The organism is Micromonospora polyrhachis (genome assembly GCF_014203835.1).
Classification (GTDB): Bacteria; Actinomycetota; Actinomycetes; order Mycobacteriales; family Micromonosporaceae; genus Micromonospora_H; species Micromonospora_H polyrhachis.
Genome location: NZ_JACHJW010000001.1, coordinates 4,558,680 through 4,579,433, shown reverse-complemented (window position 1 = coordinate 4,579,433; position 20,754 = coordinate 4,558,680). Strand labels below are relative to the sequence as shown.

Genomic DNA, 20,754 nt, shown 5'->3' with positions numbered 1-20,754 from the left:
CGACCGTCGGCCACCGTACGCGTTGTTCGGCCCGTCCTGATCGTCGCTTCGGCCGTGTCACCCGTCGAGTCCGTTCGCTTCCCGGACCACCGTCACCAGCTCGTCGATGATCTCGGTCAGCGCGAAGTCCTTCGGGGTGAAGACCCGGGCCACTCCCGCCGCCCGCAACTGGGTGACGTCACTGGCCGGGACGATCCCGCCGACCACCACCGGCAGGTCCGCCCGGCCTGCGGCACGCAGCCCGTCGAGCACCGCCGGCACGGCGGCCAGGTGCGATCCGGAGAGCACCGAAAGACCGACCAGGTCGACGTCCTCCTCCACCGCCGCCGCCACGATCTGCGCCGGGGTCAGCCGGATCCCCTGGTAGACCACCTCGAAGCCGGCGTCCCGAGCACGTACCGCGATCTGTTCCGCGCCGTTGGAGTGCCCGTCCAGGCCAGGCTTACCGACCAGGAGTCGTAGCCGTCCGGTGCCCAACTCCCCGGCGGTACGCCGGACCCGCTCCCGTACCGACCGCAGAAGCATCTCGTCCCCGCCGCCGAGGGCAACCCCACCCGCCAGTCCGGTCGGCGCCCGGTACTCGCCGAACACCTCCCGCAGCGCCCCCGCCCACTCGCCCGTGGTGACCCCGACCCGGGCACACTCGATGGTGGCCGGCATCAGGTTGGCGGTGGACGCGGCCTCGGTCCGCAGCCGGGTCAGTGCCGCGGCAACGGCCTCCGCGTCCCGTCCGGCCCGCCATTCGCGTACGGCGACAGCAGCGGCCACCTCCACCGCCGGATCGACCCGTTGCACCGCCTCGGCGCCGGCGGCGGTCAACGGTGACGGTTCGGTCTCGACGAACCGGTTGACCCCGACCACCACGTCCGAGCCGTCCTCCATCCGCTGGCGACGCTTGGCCAGCGAGGCGACCAGGGCGCTCTTGAGATAGCCGGTCTCCACCGCGGCGACCGCGCCGCCGAGGTCGAGGATCCGGTCCAGCTCCCGCCGGGCCCCCGACACGATCTCCTCGACCAGCGCCGACACGACGTGCGACCCCTCGAACAGATCCGGATATTCCAGCAGGTCCGACTCGTACGCCAGCACCTGCTGCAACCGCAGCGACCACTGCTGGTCCCACGGTCGGGGTAGGCCCAGCGCCTCGTTCCAGGCCGGCAACTGCACGGCCCGGGCCCGGGCGTCCCGGGACAGCGTGACGCCGAGCATCTCCAGCACGATCCGGGCGACGTTGTTCTCCGGCTGCGCCTCGGTCAGGCCGAGCGAGTTGACCTGCACCCCGTAGCGGAACCGGCGAGCCATCGGGTCGGTGACGCCGTACCGGGTCTGGACGATCTCGTCCCAGAGCGCGGCGAAGGCCCGCATCTTCGCCATCTCCTCGACGAAGCGCACCCCGGCGTTGACGAAGAAGGAGATCCGGCGCACCACGTCGCCGAACCGACCCGCCGGGACCTGACCGGAGTCACGCACCGTGTCCAGCACGGCCACCGCCGTGGCCAGGGCGAACCCCACCTCCTGTACGGGGGTGGCCCCGGCCTCCTGAAGGTGGTACGAGCAGATGTTGACCGGGTTCCACCTCGGCACGTTGCCCACCGTCCAGGCGACGGTGTCGGTGGTCAGCCGCAGTGACGGACCCGGCGGGAAGATGTGCGTGCCCCGGGAGAGGTACTCCTTGACGATGTCGTTCTGGGTGGTGCCAGCGAGCCGGTCGGCAGCGGCCCCCTGTTCCTCGGCGGTCACCACGTAGAGCGCGAGCAGCCACATCGCGGTCGCGTTGATCGTCATCGAGGTGTTCGCCTCGGCCAGCGGAATGCCGTCGAAGAGCGTCCGCATGTCGCCGAGATGGGACACCGGCACCCCGACCCGGCCGACCTCACCGGCGGCCAGTTCGTGGTCGGGGTCGTAGCCGGTCTGGGTGGGCAGGTCGAAGGCGACCGACAGTCCCGTCTGCCCCTTGGCCAGGTTGCGCCGGAACAGGGCGTTGGTCGCACTCGCCGACGAGTGGCCCGCGTACGTGCGCATCACCCAGGGTCGGTCCCGCTCCGGCAGCCGGCCAGCGCGGTCCCGCTCCGACAACCGGCCGGTGTCGACCTGAGCACCGTCGATCCGTTCGTCCATTTCCGGAGTCTAAGTTACCGTTCAGTAGATCAGTCGGTGAAAAACCGCACAGCTCGCGGCCACCCCCGGTTACCGTGCCGACTCCGGCAACGCGGATAGTTGACCCATGACTGACCAGCTCGCAATCGCCGTACGGGGATTGCGCAAGTCGTACGCCGGACAGCCCGCCGTGGACGGCCTCGACCTGGAGGTACGTCGGGGCGAGGTGTTCGCGCTGCTCGGCCCGAACGGGGCGGGCAAGACGACGACCGTGGAGATCCTGGAGGGCTTCCGGCACCGTGACGCCGGTGAGGTCAGCGTGCTCGGGGTGGACCCGGCCCGACCCGACTCCTCCTGGCGAGCCCGGGTCGGCCTCGTACTACAGGGCACCGGCGAGTTCGACGAGCTGACCGTACGCGAGGTGGTACACCACTTCGCGGCCTTCTATCCGACGCCGGACGACCCGGAGAAGGTGATCGATCGGGTGGGGCTGGCAGGCAAGGCCGACGCCCGCACCCACGCCCTCTCCGGTGGACAAAAGCGGCGGTTGGACGTGGCGCTGGGCATCATCGGCCAGCCCGAACTGCTCTTCCTCGACGAGCCGACGACCGGCTTCGATCCGGAGGCCCGGCGGGAGTTCTGGGAACTGATCCGGGATCTGGCGGCAGGTGGCACCACCATCGTGTTGACCACGCACTACCTGGACGAGGCCGAGACGCTCGCCGACCGGGTCGGGGTAATCGCTGGCGGCCGGCTGGTCCAGGTGGCCACCCCGGCCACACTGGGCGATCGGGACAACGCCATGGCGACGGTTTCCTGGCGTACCCCGGACGGGACGGTGCAACAGGTGGAGAGCGATACGCCGACGGCGGTGGTGGCCGAGTTGGCCGCGCGGTTGCGGGCGGACGGCGGGGACGGGGAGATTCCCGGGCTCACGGTGACCCGTCCGACGCTGGAAGACGTCTACCTACGGATGATTGGGCACCGGTGAGTACGACGACAGCGGCACCGTCGCGCCAGACCACCACCCCCCGCCGGGTCGGCCCGGTCGCCCTCGGCCTGCGCCAGGGGCGGTTGGAGATCCGGCAGTTCCTGCGTAGCCGGGAGTCGGTGGTCTTCACCATGGCCTTCCCGGTCATCATGATCCTGATCTTCGCGTCGATCTTCGAAGGCGAGATCGGCGGCGGGGTGGGATACACCCAGTACTTCATCACCGGCATGATCGCGACCGGGCTGATGACGGTGGGCTTCCAGAGCCTGGCGATCCAGATCCCGATCGAGCGGGACCGGGGCGTGCTCAAGCGGCTACGCGGCACACCGATGCCGAAGTGGGTCTACTTCGCCGGCAAGGTCGTCATGGTCGCGGTCATCGGGGTGGCCGAGATCGCGCTGCTGCTCCTGGTCGCGGTGCTGCTGTTCGACCTGCAACTGCCCGACACGGCCGGCAAGTGGTTCACCTTCGGCTGGGTCTCGCTGCTCGGCATCACCGCGTGCACGCTCTGCGGCATCGCCTTCTCGTCGCTGGCCCGCAGCGGGCGTGGTGCCTCGGCCACGGCGACACCGGTCGCCCTGGTGCTCCAGTTCATCTCCGGGGTCTTCTTCGTCTTCACCCAGTTGCCCAGCTGGATGCAGCAGATCGCGGCCATCTTTCCGCTCAAGTGGATGTGCCAGGGGCTACGGTCGGTGTTCCTACCCGCCTCGTTCGGCGCCCAGGAACCGGGCGGCTCCTACGAACTGGGCATGGTCGCGATCATGCTGGCGGCCTGGTGCGTCATCGGGCTGGTCCTGTGCCTGTTCACCTTCCGCTGGACCACCCGCCGCGACGGCTGAGCTGAGGGCCAGCCGGGATATGGCCGGGCTGAGGGTCAGCTGCCGTCGGTCAGCGCTGAGAGACCTTGGCGAAGGCACTCGACCAGACGTACGGCGATTCGCCCGTCGGGGTCGAGGCGAGGGTTGAAGATCGTCACGTCGAGGCCGACGGCTCGACCGCTCGACATCGCCGTCCGCAGTACGGTCTCCAGTTCGGCCCAGGTCAGCCCATCGGGCTGGCGGTAGTCCACGGCCGGCATGACCGCGTCGTCGAGGACGTCGACATCGAGATGGACCCAGTAACCGGAGCCGGGTCCGGCACAAAGCCAGTCCACTGCCTGCCGCGCTGCCGCCGTCGCACCGGCTCCGCGCACCCCCGCGAGGTCGATGGTTCGTAGTTGCGGTGGCAGCGGCTGCATCCCGGCCTGCTCCGACTCCGCACCGTCACGGAAGCCGAAGGCCACGACGTCCTCGTCCCGCACCAGTGGGCCACGGCCCTCGATGTCGCTGAGCAGTTGCGGTCCGCGGCCCGTCGCCAGCGCGAGATCCATCGAGGCCGCCTCGCCGTTCGGCTCCGCCGCAGGCTGGTAGAAGTCGGTGTGCCCGTCGACGAAGAGCAGGCCATAGCGTCCGCGCCGGCGTAGGGCGAGCAGGTTGGCGAGGAGGATGCTGCAGTCACCGCCGAGGACCACCGGGAGGGCCCCACGAGCCAGCACCGCAGCCACCGCATCAGCCAGCTCGACGGTGTACTGCGCGATCCCGTGCGAGTTGAGGACCCCGGTCTCGGGATCCCGACTCTGGTCGTACGCCGGCGCGTCGATCCGGCCGCCCGCCACCGCCCCTGGCAGGTCCCGCAGACCGGCGTCGAGCAGCGCGGCCGGCAGGTCCTCTACGCCGGAGGGCCGCAGCCCCAGCACCGACGGCGCCTCGATGATCGCCAGTTCCAGCACGCTCGACTCCCCCACCAGCGAGGCACAGCAGGCGGCCCCGGTCGTCGTAGCCGACCTGCCCACACACCTCACCCGCACGGTAGCCGCAGACGCCGCACGCCCGCCGGTCGTTTCCCCGAACCGGATCCGGCTCGCCCGGCAACTGCTTCGACGCCGGCACCCCGGCCTGATCGGGCACCCCCAGCCAGAATCGAGGGGTACCCGATCGCCAGCGCGGTGAGCCGAGCCGAGGCAACCCGGCCCGAGGCGCAGTACCAGCGACCCCAGCAGTATGGGCGACCCGAGGGGCGGTACCAGCGACCCGAACTCAGTACGAGTAGAAGCCCTGGCCCGTCTTACGACCCAGGTCACCGGCGGTGACCATGCGCTGGAGCAGCTCCGGCGGGAAGAACTTCTCGTCGGCGGTCTCGGTGTAGATGTTCTTGGTGGCGTTCAGCAGCACGTCGGCACCGGTCAAATCGGTGGTCGCCAACGGCCCCATCGCGTGCCCGAAGCCGAGCTTGCAGGCGATGTCCAGGTCCTCCGGCGACACCACTCCGGACTCGACCAGCTTGACCGCCTCCATCACCAGGGCGGTGATCAGCCGGGTGGTGACGAAGCCGGCGATGTCCCGGTTGACCACCACGACGGTCTTGCCGATCTCCTCGGCGAAGGCGCGGGCCGTCGCCAGGGTCTGGTCGCTGGTCTTGTGTCCCCGGACCAGTTCGCACAGCTTCATCATCGGTACGGGTGAGAAGAAGTGGGTGCCGACGACGGACTCCGGCCGCTGGGTCACCGCCGCGATCTGGGTGATCGGGATGGCCGAGGTGTTGGTGGCCAGGACCGTATCCGGGCCGCAGATCTTGTCGAGCGTACGGAACACCTCGTGCTTGATGTCCAGCCGCTCGAACACCGCCTCGACCACGATGTCGGCCTCGGCGGCGGCCTCCAGCTCGGTGGTGGGCGTGATCCGGTGGAGCGTGGTCTCGACGTCCTCGGCGCTGATCTTGCCCTTCTCGGCGAACTTCTCCAGCGACTTGCGAATCCCGTCCAGGCCCCGCCGGGTCGCCGCGTCGTCCAGGTCTCGAAGCGTCACCTGCCAGCCTGCCTGAGCCGCTACCTGGGCGATACCTGCGCCCATCAATCCGGCTCCGACGACCGCGAGTCGACCCGCCATCTCTTCCCACTCCCTCACCTGGTTGTGCTGCCTTGTCAGCACCTTATCCGGCCCACCTGAACGCTTCTTCAGGCGGCCGATCCGCCTTGCTGTCGTCGATCCGTCCCCGGTCCGGGCTCACCGGCGGCCGAACCTGGCTGCCGATCCGGTCCGGACGCGCAGACCGCCGGTCGGGGCTCGCCGCTGGGCAGGCCCACGAAGGGGTCGGTGGGCTGCCAGGCGGTGGGTAGCCGCAGGTCGATCCCGGCTGCGCTGGCCTTGGCGTAGAGGAAGTCGAGCGCACGGGGGATGTCGTCGACGAGGGCGGGAAGCGGGACGAGCGGCTCGTGCAACGGTCGCCAGAAGTCGTCCCAGTGGATGGGCAGGACCCGACGCGCGCCGACGGTGCCGACCGTCTCCCGCCAGTACCGTTCCTGGTAGTCCTGAGGCTGCCGGGCCAACGTCCCGATGCCCAGGTAGGCGACATCGGCCTGCTGCCTCACCAGGGCACCGGACCGGAATCCGGCACTGCCCTGGACGAGGATTCGGCCCTGGTCGTGAGCGAACAGCAGGGAGTGACACCGGCCCATCCGATAGGTGCTGGCCCGGACCGGCGGCGTCACGGGATGGGTGAGCTCACCGCTGAACCGGTGCGGCGGGACGTGTTCGGATCGAATCAACGTGACGGTGAACCGGCCGAAGGCGAGCGGCTCCCCCTCGGCCGGCACGAGTATCCGGCTGTCGTCAAGGCCAGCGGAGGGGCCCCGACCGGCTCCACCGGCCGACTGAAGGGCATCACCGGCCGACTGCCGGACTCCAAGCGCGACCATCCGGGTGGACGGCGAACCGACCAGCACCGCGCCGGTACGGGCGGCGACGACGGGGGCATCCATGACGTGGTCGTAGTGCGAATGTCCGACGATCACGGCGGCGAGCCGGGTGATGCCAGCGCGACGGAGACTCCGGTCGATGATGGCGGGATCCGGCGCGATCCGGCCGAGCAGGGTACGCACTTTGCCCGGCCGGCTGAAGAAGCCGTCGACGAGCAGTGCGGTCTCCCCGTCCTGAATCAACAGGGTGGAGACACCGAGAAAGGTCACCCGCAGCAACTCCGGGTCAGGCGCGGCGGGCGGCAGCATCCAGTGCGGGTCGTCCGGACGCCGGGGTCCTGCTCGACCACCCCGGTCGGCACCGCCCCGGTCGGCACCGCCGAACAGTTTCCGCATCGCGTCCACCTTCGCCGCCGGTCTCCCGACAGCCCGATCACGTCCCGCCGGTCGTCGACCATTGAACGCCACCCGACCTCGAACATCAAGGACATCGATCAAGGGTCGGGTCGCCCCGCACGACTGGGAGCCGACGGCCGGCTCACAGGGTGAAGGTGGTCTCCTCGGGTGCGGCGGCCCGTTCGACCTGCACGCCGAGGGCCCGCAGGTCCGCCACGAAGTCCGGGTAGCCCCGGTCGACATGGTGCACGTGCGAGATCTCGGTGGTGCCGTCGGCGCAGAGACCGGCGATGACCAGGCCAGCACCCGCCCGGATGTCGGTGGCGCGTACGGGGGCGCTGGAGAGCCGCTCCCGACCCCGCACCACCGCGTGATGGCCGTCGATCCTTATGTCCGCACCGAGCCGGGCCATCTCGTTGACGAACATGAACCGGCCGTCGAAGATGTTCTCGGTGATCAGGGAGGCTCCCTCGCTGACCGAGGCGAGTCCGATCGCCATCGGCAGCAGGTCGGTGGCGAACCCGGGGAAAGGCAGGGTCACCACATCCACGGCCGTCGGGCGCTGGTCCATCCGTACCCGGAACGAGTCGGCCCGGGTCTCCACCAGGCCGCCGGCCGAAACGATCTTGTCGAGCGCGATCTCCAGGTAGGCGGGACTCACCCCGGTCACGGTGACGTCGCCTCGGGTCATCGCCGCCGCGAAGGCCCAGGTGCCGGCGACGATCCGGTCGCCGACGGTGGCGTGGCGGACTGGCCGTAGCTCGGTCACCCCCTCGATCCGGATCGTCGATGTGCCCGCTCCCTCGATCCGCGCCCCCATCTGCGACAGCATCGCGCAGATGTCGACGATCTCCGGCTCGCGCGCGGCGTTGTCGATCTCGGTCACGCCCTTGGCGAGTACCGCCGCCATCACCAGGTTCTCGGTCGCGCCGACACTGGGGAAGTCCAGCCAGATGGTCGCCCCACAGAGCCCGTCCGGCGCTGATGCGATCACGAAGCCATGCTCACCGGTGATCTCCGCCCCCATCCGGGCCAGGCCGGAGACGTGCATGTCCAGGCCCCGGGAACCGATCGCATCGCCGCCGGGGTGAGCCACCCGGACGTAGCCCCGCCGGGCCAACAGCGGACCCAGTACGCAGATGGACGCGCGTAGCCGGCGGACCAGGTCGTAGTCCGCCTCGGCTCCCGGCTGCTCCGGTACGTCGATGGTGATGGCCCGGCATCGCTGCACCGTTCCGTCTGCCCCGGTGGGCACGCACCCGTCCGGCCCTGGCGTGTCGTCCTCGGCAAAGGAGACCTCGCAGCCGAGTCGACGCAGCACCTCGCCCATGATGACGATGTCGGTGATCCGCGGGACGTTGGTGATGACGCTGCGCCCGGGCGCGAGCAACGCTGCCGCCATCAGCTTGAGCGCGGAGTTCTTCGCGCCGGCCACCCGGACCTGACCGGCAAGCCGAGCGCCCCCGCTGACCCGGATCAGGTCGGTGTCCGCCGCGCTCGGGTCAGCCGGCCCCACCGGCACCGGCCAGTCAGCCACCGGCTCGCCGCCAGCCCTGCTGGTCGACGACCAGGCTGGTACTGGCTGGGCGGACATCCGTACGCTTTGCGTCATGGCCGTCCACCTCACGCGTATCTACACCAAGGCCGGCGATGCCGGCACGACCCGGTTGAGCAACAACGAACAGGTCGCCAAGACGGATCCCCGGATCACCGCGTACGCCGACGTCGACGAGTGCAATGCGGCGATCGGGGTGGCGCTGGCGCTCGGGCAACTCGACGACGATCTGCGTTCGGTGCTCGCCGCGATCCAGAACGACCTTTTCGACGTCGGAGCCGATTTGTCCAACCCGATCGAGCCGGAACCCGCATATCCGCCATTGCGGGTGACCGAGGAGTACGTGACCCGACTCGAAGGCTGGTGCGACGAATACAACGCACGGCTGGCCAATCTCGACTCCTTCATCCTGCCGGGCGGTACCCCGGGTGCGGCCCTACTACACGTGGCGCGGACTGTCGCGCGCCGGGCCGAGCGATCGGCTTGGTCGCTGATTACCCACGATTCGGAACGAACTAGCGCCCTTCCGGCAAAGTATCTCAACCGGCTATCAGACCTGTTGTTCATCCTGGCAAGAACGGCAAATCCAGCCGGTGATGTGCTATGGGTCCCCGGCGGCAAGCACTAACCGGACCGGGCGCACCAGGGGCAGCCTCTCCCCCGGGCAAACCCCCCACCCAACCCACGGAACCGGCCCCTACGGACCCGGCCCCACGCTCCACGCGCCCACGGACCCGCCCGCCCCACACACCCACCCTGTTGATCATGACTCTATAGCGGACAAACCGAGCACAGGGTTACTACAACAACTTCATGATCAACGGGGCGGGGGGAGCCGAGAGAGGTAGGACCGGCGCGCCGCTCAGGCCGCCGGCCAGTCGTGCACGGCAAGACGTGGCGAGGCCGCCCCGGGCGGGGCGGCCTCGAGCCAGGAAAGGAATCCGGTCACGGTGGATTCCGCCATCGCGATCTCCACCGGAGCATGGTGACTGGTACACCGGAGAATCACCCAGTCGGCGGGCATGATGAGCCGTTCCTGCCCCTCGGGCAGCCGACGCAGATCCACCGCGAGCCCCCGCCGGTTCAACACCCGCTTCGGACGGATCGCGAAGCTGAACATCCGGAACCAGCGCAGTTCGTCGTTGACGAACCGGCCGAAACCGGGGGACCAGCCACGCCCGTCAAGCAGGGTGGACACCCGGACACTGAGTCGGATGATGCCACCGGACCGGGTCACCAGTGCCCGCCGGACGAACAGCACGGCCAGCGTGAGGCACAGGACGAGGACGCCGACCCCGATCCATTTCAAGACCAGCATCGACGTACCCGGTCAGCGTGCCGAAGCGGCGGTGACCGGGGTGGCCTCTTCGGCCAGGATGGTGACGCCGTCGGGAGTCACCGACAGGAAGCCGCCGGCGACCTCGTAGGTGATCTCCTCGCCGCCGGCCCGCTTGATCCGGACCTGGCCGGGCTCAGCGAGTTGCCCCAGCAACGGCTCGTGGCCAGGCAGCACACCGAGCTCACCCTCGGTCGTCCGGGCGAGAAGCATCTCGGCCTCACCGGACCAAACCTTTTCCTCAACGGCTACCAGCTCGACCTGTAGCGGCTTTGCCACGCTGTCTCCTCTGCGGCGGCGGGGTTGGGCCCGAGTCTAATCCCGCACCCGGCCGACGCCCAAGGCGGGTGGCCAGACGCACATTCCCACTACGGCTCCTTGTTCACCAGCTCAGGATGTTCGAGCAGGAACTGGGCGACGCCCTCGGCCCGCACCGCGGCGAAGAACTCCTCCGCGATCGGCTCCAGCCGCTCCCCCTGGTAGTTACTCCCCATTCCGACACCCCCGCCCGGCAACTTGACCGTCTGAATGGAGTCGGACCGAACTCCCCGCAACGCGAACCCGAAGTCGACGACGTCATTTCCGCGACCGTTGAAGATGAGCGACTTCCCGGCGGCACGCAACACCGCGTCGAGCTTGAGCGGATTGGTGACCACGTCCCGACTGAATGCCTGGTCGACCATTGCCTTGACGAACTGCTGCTGATGGCGCTGCCGACCATAGTCGGCGTCCGGGACGCCATTACGCGGGTAGCGCTGGCGAACGTAGTCCAGCGCCTGCCAGCCATTCAGATGCTGCGTGCCCTTCTTGTACTCCGCCTGGGGGCCGATGTAGCCCTCTCCGTAGGGATTGCCCTCGCGATGGGTGCCATCCGGCTTGCGGTGCTCGGAAACGACATCACGCTCGATGTGCATCGTGACGCCTCCCATGGCGTCGACGATCTTCTTGAAGCCGTTGAAGTTGATGATCACGCCAGCGTCGAACCGCTCGATCCCGGTGTACTTGGCGATCGTCATGGCGAGCAACTCGAACCCCCGGGCCGCGTCCGGGTTCTTGCCGGAGACCCGACTGCCGTAGGACATCGCCGCGTTGAGTCGGTCCTGCCCCCCGGAGAAGTCCGCCTTCTCGAACCGCGGGATGTCGACGATCAGGTCCCGGGGCAGCGAGAACAGGTACGCCTGGTCGAATGACTCCGGCACATGCATGATCATGATCGAGTCGGCGAGTGGCGGGGTCTCCGGTTCGCGGGGATCGATCCCCACCAGCAGGATGTTCAGCGGGCCGGTGATCTCCTGTCGGCGGGTCTGCGTCCCGGCCGCCTGGTCCCCGAATAGGTCCGCCTTACCGACGGCACCCTCATAGCGCACGGACAACGCCTCGGCCCCAACGAGAGCACCTCCGCTGAGCACGATCAGCACCGATCCGAGGATCGTGCACAGCCAGGCCCACCAGGGCGCTGAACGTCTTGCCTCGCGGCGCTCGCCGTCGACGGCCTCTACCACCAGAACCTCCGATAGTCACGACCTGCCATCGACAGATGACGGGCGCGCACCACAAATTCGTTGCCGAGACTAACGTGGATTGTTTTCAGTGAGCTATTGAAGGTACCTCGTCGCGGCGGCCATCAGAATTCACGACGAAAAGGGCTGCACCAGTTTGCACCGGTGCAGCCCTTTTCATCCGTACAGGGGTTGTCAGCCCTTCATCAGCTCAGCGGCCTTGCGCTCCAGGTCCTCAAGACCACCGCACATGAAGAACGCCTGCTCGGGGAAGTGGTCGTACTCGCCCTCGCTGATCTTCTTGAACGCCTCGATGGTCTCCTTGATCGGGACCGTCGAGCCCGGTACGCCGGTGAACTGCTCGGCGGCGTAGGTGTTCTGCGACAGGAAGCGCTCGATCCGCCGCGCACGCTGCACGACGAGCTTGTCTTCCTCGGAGAGCTCCTCGATACCGAGGATGGCGATGATGTCCTGCAGGTCCTTGTACTTCTGCAGGATCCGCTTCACCTCACTGGCCACCGCGAAGTGCTCGGCACCGACGTACTCCGGCGCGAGAATCCGCGACGAGGACGCCAGCGGGTCCACCGCCGGGTAGATGCCCTTGTCCGAGATCGACCGCTCAAGGTTGGTGGTCGCGTCCAGGTGGGCGAAGGTGGTGGCCGGCGCCGGGTCGGTGTAGTCGTCGGCGGGGACGTAGATCGCCTGCAGCGAGGTGATCGCCTGGCCCCGGACCGAGGTGATCCGCTCCTGCAACTCGCCCATCTCGTCGGCCAGGGTCGGCTGGTAACCCACGGCGCTCGGCATCCGGCCGAGCAGCGTGGAGACCTCCGAACCGGCCTGGGTGAAGCGGAAGATGTTGTCGATGAAGAGCAGCACCTCCTGCTTCTGCACGTCGCGGAAGTACTCCGCCATGGTCAGCGCGGAGAGGGCGACCCGCAGACGGGTGCCCGGCGGCTCGTCCATCTGGCCGTAGACCAGCGCGGTCTTGTCGATGACGCCGGACTCGGTCATTTCGGCGATGAGGTCGTTACCCTCACGGGTCCGCTCACCCACACCGGCGAAGACCGAGGTACCACCGAAGTTCCGGGCGACACGAGTGATCATCTCCTGGATGAGCACCGTCTTGCCCACACCCGCGCCACCGAACAGACCGATCTTGCCGCCCTTGACGTACGGGGCCAGCAGGTCGATCACCTTGATGCCGGTCTCCAGCATCTCGGTCTTCGGCTCCAGGTCGGCGAAGGCCGGGGCCTTGCGGTGGATGCCCCACCGGTCCGAGGCCTCGAGCTTCTCGCCCGGCTTGAGGTTGAGGCACTCACCGATGGCGTTGAAGACGTGGCCCTTGACGGCGTCGCCCACCGGCACGCTGATCGGGCCGCCGGTGTCCCGCACCTCGGCACCCCGGACCACGCCGTCGGTCGGCTGCATCGAAATCGCCCGGACCATGTTGTCACCCAGGTGCTGGGCGACCTCCAGGGTCAGAAGCTTCTCTCCACCGGAGAGGGCGACGGTGACATGCAGGGCGTTGAAGATGTCGGGCATCGCGTCGCGCGGGAACTCGGCGTCGACGACCGGGCCGATGACCCGGACCACGCGACCCGTGGCCGTCTTGGTCTCAGCTGGTCCACCAGCAGCTGCGGATACAGTCATCACACTTCACTTCCCGACGCGGCAAGCGCGTTCGCGCCGCCGACGATCTCGCTGATCTCCTGGGTGATCCCGGCCTGGCGGGCCGAGTTCATCTCACGCGTGTACTTGTCGATCATCTCTTCGGCGTTGTCGGTCGCGCTCTTCATCGCCCGCCGCCGGGCCGCCGACTCACTCGCCGCCGACTCGATCAACGCCGCGTAGATGCGGGTGTTGATGTACTTCGGCAGCAGCGCGTCGAGCAGCGACTCGGCGTCCGGCTCGAACTCGTACGCCGGCAGCAGGCCAGGCCCGGCCTCGGACCGGGGCCGGTCCTCGACCTCCATCGGGCCGATGATCCGGGTCACCGGGTTCTGGGTCATCAGCGACTTGAACTCGGTGTAGACGATGTGCAACTCGTCGATGCCCCGAACGCCGTCGATCCCGCCGCCGTCCTCGGTGTCATCCGCACCGTGCGCGAACGCCTTGATCAACGTTTCGCCGACCTCACGAGCGTTGGCGAACGCCGGCTGCTCGGAGAAGCCGGTCCAGCTCGCCTCGATCGGCCGGTTACGGAACCGGTAGTACGTCACGCCCTTGCGGCCGATGACGTACAGCACCGGCTCCTTGCCGTCAGCCTTCAACCGGGCGACCAGCGACTCGGCAGCTCTGATCGCGTTGGTGCTGTAGCCACCGGCCAGGCCGCGGTCGCTGGTGACCACCACGACGCCGGCCCGCCGCACCTTGGGCCGAGCGGTCAGCAGCGGGTGGTCGACCTGCGAGTTGGACGCCAGCGCGGTGAGCACCCCGGTGATGGCCTGGGCGTACGGCAGGGACGCCGCCACCCGGGCCTGGGCCTTGGCGATCCGGCTCGTCGCAACGAGCTCCATCGCCTTGGTGATTTTCTTCATCGACTTCGCCGAGCGGATCCGTTGACGAAGAACGCGAACCTGGGCCGCCATGGATCAGCCCTTACTGCTTCTCGGCAGCGGGAGCGCCGTCCCGGTAGCGAGTGACCGTCTCCCGGTTCTCCGGGCCCTCGGCCGGCTTGGCCGCCGCTTCGTTGATCCGCAGCTCGTCCTCCTTGCCGAGGAAGGTCTGCTTGAACCGCCCGATGGCGTCGTCAAGAGCGCCGATGATCTCGTCGTCCCACTTGTTGTCGGCGATCGCCTGGAGCGTGGCGTTGTGCTTGTGCCGCAAGAACTCCAGGAACTCCGCCTCGAAGCGGCGGACCTCACCGACCGGGATGTCGTCCAGCTTGCCCTCGACGCCGGACCAGACCACGACGACCTGCTCCTGCACCGGGACCGGCGCGTAGTTCGACTGCTTGAGCAGCTCGACCAGGCGGGCACCGCGGTCCAACTGGTTACGCGAGGCCTTGTCCAGGTCGGAGGCGAAGGCGGCGAACGCCTCCAGCTCGCGGTACTGGGCCAGGTTGAGCCGCAGCGAACCGGAGACCTTCTTCATCGGCTTGACCTGCGCGGCACCACCGACCCGGGAGACCGAGGTACCGACGTTGATCGCCGGCCGGACGCCCTGGTTGAACAGGTCGGTCTCCAGGAAGATCTGGCCGTCGGTGATCGAGATGACGTTGGTCGGGATGAAGGCCGAGATGTCGTTGGCCTTCGTCTCGATGATCGGCAGACCGGTCATCGAACCGGCGCCCATCTCGTCGGAGAGCTTCGCGCAGCGCTCCAGCAGCCGGGAGTGCAGGTAGAAGACGTCACCCGGGTAGGCCTCACGGCCCGGCGGGCGGCGCAGCAGCAGCGACACGGCCCGGTACGCCTCGGCCTGCTTGGTCAGGTCGTCGAAGACGATCAGGACGTGCTTGCCGTTGTACATCCAGTGCTGGCCGATGGCCGAGCCGGCGTACGGGGCGATGTACTTGAAGCCGGCCGGGTCGGAGGCGGGCGAGGCGACGATGGTGGTGTACTCCATCGCGCCGGATTCCTCCAGCAGGCCCTTCACCGAGGCGATGGTGGAGGCCTTCTGGCCGATGGCGACGTAGATGCAGCGGACCTGCTTGCTCGGGTCGCCGGAACGCCAGTTGTCGCGCTGGTTGAGGATCGTGTCCAGGGCGACCGTGGTCTTACCGGTCTTCCGGTCACCGATGATCAGCTGCCGCTGACCCCGGCCGATCGGCGTCATGGCGTCGACGGCCTTGAGACCGGTCTGCAGCGGCTCGGAGACCGACTGCCGGGCCATCACGTTCGGAGCCTGCAGCTCCAGCTCGCGGTAGCCCTCGTTGGCGATCTCGCCCAGGCCGTCGATCGGCTGGCCGAGCGCGTTGACGACGCGGCCCAGGAACGCGTCGCCGACCGGCACCGAGAGCACCCGGCCGGTCCGCTTGACGCGCTGTCCCTCTTCGATGCCGGCGTAGTCGCCGAGCACCACAGCACCGATCTCCCGGACGTCGAGGTTCAGCGCCACGCCCAGCGTGCCGTCCTCGAACTCCAGCAGCTCGTTGGTCATGGTCGAGGGCAGGCCCTCGACGTGGGCGATGCCGTCACCGGCGTCGGCGACGGTGCCGACCTCCTCGCGGGAGACGTCGGGCGAATAGGAGGAGACATAGCGCTCCAGGGCGCCGCGGATCTCCTCCGTCGAGATGGTCAGCTCGGCCATCCTCTGCTTCCTCTATTCAGCGCCCGGAGAACCGGAACGGCGTGGATGTCTTCTCAGCGCTTTGCGAGCGCGTTACGGGTGTCGTTGAGGCGACGCAGGACCGTACCGTCGTAGAGATCGGAACCGACCTGGACGCTCAACCCACCGAGGATCTCCGGGTTGACCGTCTGCTTGACGGTAACCTCCCGGCCGTACAGCTCGGCGAGCTTGGCACCCAACCGACGCTCCTCGTCTTCGCTGAGGGGCGCCGCGACGGTTACGTAGGCCACCTGCCGGTCCCGGCGGTCGGCGGCCAGCTCCACCAGCCGGGTCAGCGAACCCGAGAAGGACCGCCCACCGAAGCCGGCCAGGGCGACCTCGACCAGGCGGACCGTCGCCGGCTTGGCCTTGCCGGCCAGCAGCGTCCGGGTCAGCTCGGCCCGTTGGGCCGGCGGAGCGATGGAATCGGCCAGAACGCTGCTCAGCCCCGGGTCGCCCGAGACCAGCTGACCGAAGCGGAACAGCTCGTCCTCGACCTCACCGAGGTCACCGGCGCGGTCGGCACTGGCCAGCAGTGCCTCCACACCCAGCCGCTCGGTCGCTTCGAGTAGCTCCGATGGTGTCGACCAGCGGCCGGACGCCATTGTGGTAAGCAGTTCCTGCGCCTCCGCGCCGACCTTGCCGGCGAGGAGGTTGCCGAGTAGGCCCGCCCGGTCCTCGCCGGGGCGGGCCGGGTCGGCCAACGCCCGCCGCAGCCGGGGCTCGCGCCCCAGTAGCGCGGCCACGGAGAGCAGCGCCTCCGCGGTGTCCGCCAGCGAGGCCGGTTCGGCACTGCCGGCGTACGCCTCGAAGCGCTCGTACGCGGCCGCGTACGACTCGCGACTGGCTGCCTGCATCAGCGGGCCCCCGCGCTCTCAAGCCCGGTCAGGAACCGCTCGACCGTGCCCTTGCGTCGTGCCTCGTCGGCCAGCGACTCGCCAACGATCTTGCTGGCCAGGTCGACGGCGAGCGTGCCCACCTCCGTGCGCAGTTCGCGCACGATGGTCTGCCGCTCGACGGCGAGGGACTCCCGACCGGCCGCGATGATCCGTTCCGACTCCTCGCGGGCCTTCGCCAGCACGTCGCTACGAATCGCCTCGGCGTCGGCACGGGCGTCGTCCCGAATCCGGGCCGCCTCGGTGCGTACCTCGGCGAGCTGCGTCTTGTACTGCTCCAGCACCTGGTTCGCCTCGGCCTGGGCTGCCTCGGCACGCTTCAGGCCGCCCTCGATCGCGTCCACCCGCGCCTGGTACATGCCTTCCATCTTCGGCATGACGAACTTGAGCAGGACGAAGCAGAGGATGGCGAAGGAGATCGCACCGACGACGATCTCCTGCCAGATCGGCAGGATCGGGTTGTGTGCTCCTTCGGCGGCGAGATACATCTCAGACCTCCCGGTTTACGGTTCGGACCCGTGGCTTATTCGGCGCCGCCGACGGCGAAGGCGAGCACCAGGCCGAACAGCGCCAGCGCCTCGACCAGGGCGAAGCCCAGGATCAGCCAGGTCCGGTTGTAGCCGGCCGACTCGGGCTGACGGGCGCTGGACTGGATGTAGGCCGCGAAGACCAGTGCGACACCGATACCCGGGCCGATGGCCGCGAGGCCGTAGCCGATGGTGTTGACGCTACCGACGATCTCGGCAAGAACGTTCATTGCGAGGATTCCTCCTAGTTCGCGCGTGACTACTCACGCGTACGACAAGTCAGTACCAAAGCTCTCGGACGGTGCCGGCGGCCCGCCAGATCAGTGTGCGTCCGCCATCGAGGTGGAGATGTAGTTCGCGCTCAGCACCACGAAGACGTATGCCTGCAGAACGGCGACCAGCAACTCGAAGAAGGCCATCAGGATCGCCATCAGGAACGAGAAGACCGAGGTCGCCTGGATGAACAGGCTGTCGGAGGCGAGCATCACGAACCCGCCGATGGTGAAGACCAGCAGCAGCAGGTGCCCGGCGAACATGTTGGCGAAGAGTCGCAGCGCGAGGGTGACCGGGCGGATGATGAAGTTCTGCAGGAACTCGATCGGCACGAGCAGGAAGTGCATCGGCCACGGCACGTTCGGCAGGATCAGGCTCATCTTGACGTACTTGAAGAACCCGTGCTTACGGACACCGATGTAGTTGTACATCGCGTAGGAGACCGCGGTGAGCACGATCGGGAACGCGATGTGCGAGTTGGGCGAGATCTGGAAGCCCGGGATGATGCTGAAGAGGTTGGTCAGCACGATGAAGCTGAACAGCACCGTCAGGTAGGGCGCGAACTTGATGCCCGCGGCACCCATCTGGTCCTTGGCGACCCCGTTGCGGATCAGCCCGTAGACCTCCTCGGCCGCCCACTGTGCCCGGCCCGGGACAAGCTTCGGCTTACGGTAGGCCAGCATGAAGAAGATGATCAGTACGGCGACCGCGATCCACACCATGATGCCGAACTTGGTGACCCAGGGGCCGGCCACGTTCGGTGGGTAGAAGTCCCCGACGCTGGGGGGCCAGGGCAAATCCTGGGCGACGACCAGCTGTCCGCTCACCGTGTCATCCTCCGCACTCGACAAGACCGGCACGCTGACATCAGGCACCGAGCCTCTTAATGATCAGGTAGATCGCTCCGACCGCGCCGATCATCATGCCCGTCACGAGCCCGACGCCGGACGGCAGATCCAGCCATCGATCCGCCAACCATCCCAGGATTCCCCAGACGCCGATCCCGGCGATCAGGTAACCCACGACGGAACCGGCCACACCCTCCGACGACTCGTCGTCGGACTTCTGGGGGTGGAGGTCATCGGCCATGACGTGGCGAACGATATCAGCCTAGATACGCGCAGGTGCGGGGCACCCCCCACACGGCATCAAGTGTGCGGGACGGGCACCAAAGACACGTCGACCTCCGCACACGTTACTCCCCATGGGACGGGTTGGCGCCACGCCGTACCCGGCAAAATTCCGACAGCCATGCGGTCGGCAGACGGCTTCGGCAGCGAGTCAATCCCGTCGCCCCCGCTGACCGGAAAGACCGCCGGTCAGCACCTACCCAAACACTCCACTGACCGGAAAGACCGCCGGTCAGCACCTACCCAAACACTCCACTGACCGGAAAGACCGCCGGTCAGTCCTGACTCGGCTGCACGTACGGCAGTGGTGCGCGAACCGTCCAGACCAGTTGACTGATGGTCCACACCGCCACCGCCGCGATGATCGCCGCGCCCATCGGCATCAGTCCCGACCAACCGGTCGCCGCGATCACCGACATCACCACACCGAGAATGACAATCTTGATTGCGTAGGTCACCAGTCCGACCGACATGATCAGCTTTGGGTTCACCGCATCCGCCCAGGCGACCGAGAACCCGGAGACCAGATAGCTGAACACCACCAGCGCCACCCCGGCGGCGGCGCCGGCCGCCCCGGTCGGGCCGCGCAGCACCGCGCCCACCGGAACCGCCAGCACCAGCAGCGCCGCCGAGGCGAGCAGGGTGGTCCGCAGATAGGGCAGGCGTTGGCGGATCGCTCCCGGCTGCCCAGCCGATGGCGCGCTCATCGGGGGTACGCCGGGAAGGCTGCGACCAGGTCGGCGACCGCGCCCGCGATCGTGGCGAGGGAGTCGGTGCCCCCCGGAGCGGTCGGGTCGGTGCGCACCGCCCGAGCGATCAACGCGGCGATCTGGTGCATCTCCCCCTCCCGCATGCCCTGGGTGGTGACGCTGGGCGTACCGACCCGGATTCCGGAGGCGGTCAGCGGCGGTCGCGGGTCGTACGGAATGGCGTTCTTGTTCAACGTGATCATTGCGGCGTCGCAGCGCTCCTCGGCTTGCTGGCCGGTGACGTCGATCGCGCGCAGGTCGATCAGGGCCAGATGGGTGTCGGTGCCGCCGGAGACCGGGCGCATCCCCTCGGCGGCGAGCCCGGCGGCCAGCGCCCGGGCGTTGCGTACCACCTGGGCGGCGTACGCCTGGAACTCGGGCGTCGCGGCCTCGCGCAGGGCGACCGCCTTGGCCGCGACGGCGTGCATCAGCGGACCGCCCTGGGTGAACGGAAAGACCGCCTTGTCGATGCGCTGGGCCAGCGCCTCCCGGCACAGGATCATCCCGCCCCGGGGACCGCGCAGCACCTTGTGCGTGGTGGCGCACACGACGTCGGCGTAGGGCACCGGGGACGGGACCGCCCGGCCGGCGACCAGGCCGATGAAGTGGGCCGCGTCCACCATCAGGTAGGCCCCGACCTCGTCGGCGATCTGCCGGAACCGGGCGAAGTCGATCAGTCTCGGGTACGCCGTGGCACCACAGATGATCATCTTTGGCCGATGGGTGAGGGCGAGGTCGCGTACCTCGTCGTAGTCGATCAGCTCGGTGTCCTCCCGGACCCGGTAGCCGATCGTGGTGAACCACTTGCCCGAGAAGTTGACCCGGCTGCCATGGGTCAGATGGCCGCCGTGCGGCAGGTCCATGGCCAGCACCGTGTCCCCCGGCTGCACCAGCGCAGCGTAGGCGGCCAGGTTGGCGCTGGCACCCGAGTGCGGTTGCAGGTTGGCGTGCTCGGCACCGAACAGCTCGCGGGCCCGGGACAGGCCGATCTCCTCGGCCCGGTCCACCTCGGCACAGCCGCCGTAGTAGCGCCGGCCCGGGTAGCCCTCGGCGTACTTGTTGGTCAGGGTCGAGCCGAGCGCCGCCAGCACCGCCGGTGAGGTGAGGTTCTCACTCGCGATCAACTGGAGACCACCACGGAGCCGGTCGAGCTCGCCCAGCACCACCGAGGCGATCTCCGGGTCGGTGGTCTGGAGCTGGTCGAAGTCTGGCCCCCAGAACTGGCCCGGGCCGGCATCCCGACCGCTCAGGGCAGCATCCCGCCCGCTCATCGCCAACGCCTCGTCGAGTTCCCCACAACACCAGAGTC

General features: G+C 68.4%; 22 protein-coding genes. 4 read left to right on the top strand and 18 right to left on the bottom strand.

Features of this window, described 5'->3' with window-relative positions; all coding sequences use genetic code 11:
• Positions 1-57: 57 nt before the first annotated feature.
• Complete coding sequence (locus tag FHR38_RS20115; RefSeq protein ID WP_184536128.1) at positions 58-2,115, bottom strand: ethylmalonyl-CoA mutase; 2,058 nt, start codon at positions 2,113-2,115, stop codon at positions 58-60.
• A gap of 106 nt (positions 2,116-2,221) precedes the next feature.
• Between FHR38_RS20115 and FHR38_RS20110 the strand changes: the two genes are divergently transcribed.
• Positions 2,222-3,085, top strand: a complete 864-nt coding sequence (locus FHR38_RS20110) for an ABC transporter ATP-binding protein (RefSeq protein WP_184536127.1) — start codon at positions 2,222-2,224, stop codon at positions 3,083-3,085.
• Complete coding sequence (locus FHR38_RS20105) at positions 3,082-3,924, top strand: ABC transporter permease (protein WP_184536126.1); 843 nt, start codon at positions 3,082-3,084, stop codon at positions 3,922-3,924. Before FHR38_RS20110 ends, FHR38_RS20105 begins: the two co-directional genes overlap by 4 nt.
• A gap of 35 nt (positions 3,925-3,959) precedes the next feature.
• On the opposite strand, the gene FHR38_RS20100 is transcribed toward FHR38_RS20105, so the two are convergent.
• Positions 3,960-4,853, bottom strand: a complete 894-nt coding sequence (locus tag FHR38_RS20100; RefSeq protein WP_184536125.1) for an arginase family protein — start codon at positions 4,851-4,853, stop codon at positions 3,960-3,962.
• Between FHR38_RS20100 and FHR38_RS20095 the strand changes: the two genes are divergently transcribed.
• A complete protein-coding gene (locus FHR38_RS20095) occupies positions 4,834-5,073 on the top strand; it encodes a hypothetical protein (RefSeq protein ID WP_184536124.1) in 240 nt (79 codons plus the stop codon). The two genes, FHR38_RS20100 and FHR38_RS20095, sit on opposite strands and share 20 nt — an antisense overlap.
• Positions 5,074-5,160: 87 nt before the next feature.
• Here FHR38_RS20095 and FHR38_RS20090 read toward each other — a convergent pair whose 3' ends face one another.
• From FHR38_RS20090 to murA, 3 genes are all read right to left on the bottom strand, one after another.
• The gene (locus FHR38_RS20090; protein WP_184536123.1) at positions 5,161-6,009 is read right to left on the bottom strand and encodes a 3-hydroxyacyl-CoA dehydrogenase family protein; all 849 of its coding nucleotides are present in this window, start codon (positions 6,007-6,009) and stop codon (positions 5,161-5,163) included.
• 68 nt (positions 6,010-6,077) lie between these two features.
• Positions 6,078-7,214, bottom strand: a complete 1,137-nt coding sequence (locus FHR38_RS20085) for an MBL fold metallo-hydrolase (protein WP_221449099.1) — start codon at positions 7,212-7,214, stop codon at positions 6,078-6,080.
• Positions 7,215-7,356: 142 nt separating this feature from the next.
• Complete coding sequence (gene murA / locus FHR38_RS20080) at positions 7,357-8,826, bottom strand: UDP-N-acetylglucosamine 1-carboxyvinyltransferase (RefSeq protein WP_246446656.1); 1,470 nt, start codon at positions 8,824-8,826, stop codon at positions 7,357-7,359.
• Between murA and FHR38_RS20075 the strand changes: the two genes are divergently transcribed.
• Positions 8,825-9,397, top strand: coding sequence for a cob(I)yrinic acid a,c-diamide adenosyltransferase (locus FHR38_RS20075; RefSeq protein ID WP_184536122.1), 573 nt, complete (start codon positions 8,825-8,827; stop codon positions 9,395-9,397). The two genes, murA and FHR38_RS20075, sit on opposite strands and share 2 nt — an antisense overlap.
• A 234-nt stretch (positions 9,398-9,631) precedes the next feature.
• On the opposite strand, the gene FHR38_RS20070 is transcribed toward FHR38_RS20075, so the two are convergent.
• From FHR38_RS20070 to glyA, 13 genes are all read right to left on the bottom strand, one after another.
• Positions 9,632-10,087 carry a DUF2550 domain-containing protein gene (locus FHR38_RS20070; RefSeq protein ID WP_184536121.1) on the bottom strand — a complete coding sequence of 152 codons (456 nt, stop codon included), beginning with the start codon at positions 10,085-10,087 and terminating at the stop codon, positions 9,632-9,634.
• A gap of 12 nt (positions 10,088-10,099) precedes the next feature.
• Positions 10,100-10,384, bottom strand: coding sequence for a F0F1 ATP synthase subunit epsilon (locus FHR38_RS20065; protein WP_184536120.1), 285 nt, complete (start codon positions 10,382-10,384; stop codon positions 10,100-10,102).
• A gap of 89 nt (positions 10,385-10,473) precedes the next feature.
• Positions 10,474-11,607, bottom strand: a complete 1,134-nt coding sequence (locus tag FHR38_RS20060; RefSeq protein ID WP_312882295.1) for an LCP family protein — start codon at positions 11,605-11,607, stop codon at positions 10,474-10,476.
• 192 nt (positions 11,608-11,799) lie between these two features.
• Positions 11,800-13,254, bottom strand: a complete 1,455-nt coding sequence (atpD, locus tag FHR38_RS20055) for a F0F1 ATP synthase subunit beta (RefSeq protein WP_184536119.1) — start codon at positions 13,252-13,254, stop codon at positions 11,800-11,802.
• Positions 13,254-14,192: a F0F1 ATP synthase subunit gamma gene (locus FHR38_RS20050; RefSeq protein ID WP_184536118.1), complete on the bottom strand. Its 939-nt coding sequence runs from the start codon at positions 14,190-14,192 to the stop codon at positions 13,254-13,256. Before FHR38_RS20050 ends, atpD begins: the two co-directional genes overlap by 1 nt.
• A 10-nt stretch (positions 14,193-14,202) precedes the next feature.
• Positions 14,203-15,852, bottom strand: coding sequence for a F0F1 ATP synthase subunit alpha (gene atpA, locus FHR38_RS20045; protein WP_184536117.1), 1,650 nt, complete (start codon positions 15,850-15,852; stop codon positions 14,203-14,205).
• Positions 15,853-15,905: 53 nt separating this feature from the next.
• Positions 15,906-16,727, bottom strand: coding sequence for a F0F1 ATP synthase subunit delta (locus FHR38_RS20040; protein ID WP_184536116.1), 822 nt, complete (start codon positions 16,725-16,727; stop codon positions 15,906-15,908).
• Complete coding sequence (locus FHR38_RS20035) at positions 16,727-17,254, bottom strand: F0F1 ATP synthase subunit B (RefSeq protein WP_184536115.1); 528 nt, start codon at positions 17,252-17,254, stop codon at positions 16,727-16,729. The genes FHR38_RS20040 and FHR38_RS20035 overlap by 1 nt, the downstream gene beginning before the upstream one ends.
• A gap of 35 nt (positions 17,255-17,289) precedes the next feature.
• On the bottom strand, positions 17,290-17,523 hold the full coding sequence (gene atpE, locus FHR38_RS20030; protein WP_184536114.1) for an ATP synthase F0 subunit C: 234 nt from the start codon (positions 17,521-17,523) through the stop codon (positions 17,290-17,292).
• A 90-nt stretch (positions 17,524-17,613) separates the two neighbouring features.
• Positions 17,614-18,393, bottom strand: a complete 780-nt coding sequence (gene atpB / locus FHR38_RS20025) for a F0F1 ATP synthase subunit A (protein WP_184536113.1) — start codon at positions 18,391-18,393, stop codon at positions 17,614-17,616.
• Positions 18,394-18,433: 40 nt separating this feature from the next.
• A complete protein-coding gene (locus tag FHR38_RS20020; protein WP_184536112.1) occupies positions 18,434-18,655 on the bottom strand; it encodes an MFS transporter in 222 nt (73 codons plus the stop codon).
• A 316-nt stretch (positions 18,656-18,971) separates the two neighbouring features.
• Positions 18,972-19,403 carry a Cg1360 family ATP-synthase-associated protein gene (locus tag FHR38_RS20015; RefSeq protein ID WP_184536111.1) on the bottom strand — a complete coding sequence of 144 codons (432 nt, stop codon included), beginning with the start codon at positions 19,401-19,403 and terminating at the stop codon, positions 18,972-18,974.
• Positions 19,400-20,716, bottom strand: a complete 1,317-nt coding sequence (glyA, locus tag FHR38_RS20010) for a serine hydroxymethyltransferase (RefSeq protein ID WP_184536110.1) — start codon at positions 20,714-20,716, stop codon at positions 19,400-19,402. The genes FHR38_RS20015 and glyA overlap by 4 nt, the downstream gene beginning before the upstream one ends.
• Positions 20,717-20,754 lie beyond the last annotated feature (38 nt).